Source organism: Neisseria sp. P0009.S007 (assembly GCF_051962515.1).
Window position 1 is genome coordinate 1 of sequence record NZ_JBQCVF010000690.1, and the last position, 873, is coordinate 873.

General features: G+C 50.4%; 1 protein-coding gene. It reads left to right on the forward strand.

All coding sequences use genetic code 11. The annotated features are described in order from the left end of the window. Positions 1–148: 148 nt before the first annotated feature. The coding region (locus ACTHS3_RS15710) for a lytic transglycosylase domain-containing protein (RefSeq protein ID WP_440368468.1) at positions 149–873 on the forward strand (725 nt) is incomplete at its 3' end.

An 873-nucleotide genomic window follows, 5' to 3' on the forward strand; every position in this document is an offset into this window, starting at 1 on the left:
CCCCTATGCATCCCGACTTGTGTGACAGAATTTTAACACCACGGCCACATCACACAAGCAAATTCCCTGCTCGACTTGACGTTTAAATGCTGAAACGATACTATCAAAAAGACGAAATTTTATTATATATTTGATAACTTTATTTACTATGGCAAAACTAAAAACCATCGCTCTGACCGTTTCAAGCCTGTCGGCGGTTTCCGCCACAGCCTACGCACAAAACGCTACACCCAACCAAGTCGGCATGGCCATGATGCGCCTCAACTCCGCCCTGCTCGACCAAGCCAAAGCACAAACCTTCGGCTCCGGCAGCTTATGGGCATCGTTGCGTAAAGACTTCCGCATCAACGAAGTCAACACAGAACTGGTTCGCCGCCATGAAAACAAATTTGCTGCAAACAGCGCATATTTCGACCGCACCATCTCCCGCAGCAAACCTTATATGTACCATATTGCCAATGAAGTTAAAAAACGCAATATGCCCGCCGAAATTGCTTTGCTGCCTTTCATTGAAAGCGCATTCGTAACCAAAGCCAAATCACACGTCGGCGCATCCGGCCTGTGGCAATTTATGCCGGCTACCGGCCGCCACTTCGGCTTGGAAAAAACACCTTTGTATGACGGCCGCCACGATATTTACGCCGCTACCGATGCCGCATTGAACTACCTGCAATACCTGCACGGTATGTTCGGCGACTGGTCTTTGGCGCTTGCCGCTTACAACTGGGGGGAAGGTAACGTCGGTCGCGCCGTAAACCGTGCCCGTGCGCAAGGTTTGGAGCCGACATACGAAAACCTGCGTATGCCGAACGAAACACGCAACTACGTTCCCAAACTTTTGGCCGTCCGCAATATCGTTGCCAATCCGCAAAC